We start from the raw sequence: 514 nt of genomic DNA, 5'->3' as shown, positions 1-514 counted from the left end.
CGACCCCTACTTCGCCTGACCAAGGGGGAACCCCCATGACCCACACACTCGACCGGGCGACCCCACGCGAGACACGCACGACAAGAACGCAGAAGCGCGAGTGCTACTGCCACACCTGCCGAAAATGCTTCTCTTCGTTGGGCATCGCTCGCCACCGAACCGGACACCTCGACCGGCTGGAGGAGTGCCTCATCACATACTCGAACGGCGACACATACCGCCACTCGATGGCGCGAGACATGCAATGACTAGCACCCCAACGCGCAGACATACCCCAAAAACGCGCTGTAAGGCACCTAGAACGCGCGAACAACTAACCAGGAGATTCAAATGGAAAACCAATACACCACGCTAGAACTCGTAGAAACCCTCATCGAGCAGGTCGAAGCCCAGCAAGACCAGATCGAACAGCTCTCACAACGCCTCGATGCTCTTGAAGCTCAAAGTGGCAAGGTAGGCAACTAATCATGGCCAGCCGTAGCAAAGAAGAAGCCAAAGAAGAACGCGAAGCCAA

Annotated in this window: 1 protein-coding gene; it reads left to right on the top strand. The window is 56.6% G+C overall.

Going from position 1 to position 514, the window contains the following annotated elements:
• Window positions 1–330 precede the first annotated feature (330 nt).
• Window positions 331–465 (top strand): hypothetical protein, encoded by a 135-nt coding sequence (locus tag QP415_RS10760; protein ID WP_285100043.1) that lies wholly within the window; start codon window positions 331–333, stop codon window positions 463–465.
• The last annotated feature ends 49 nt before the right edge of the window (window positions 466–514 follow it).

The sequence above is a fragment of the Pauljensenia sp. UMB3104 genome (assembly GCF_030217285.1).
In the GTDB taxonomy this organism is placed as follows: domain Bacteria; phylum Actinomycetota; class Actinomycetes; order Actinomycetales; family Actinomycetaceae; genus Pauljensenia.
This window is presented reverse-complemented; position numbering and strand designations above follow the sequence as displayed.

Bases quoted from the DNA above. Each gene is read 5' to 3' on its own strand.
- QP415_RS10760 (WP_285100043.1), top strand. From the start codon at position 331: ATGGAAAACCAATACACCACGCTAGAACTCGTAGAAACCCTCATCGAG.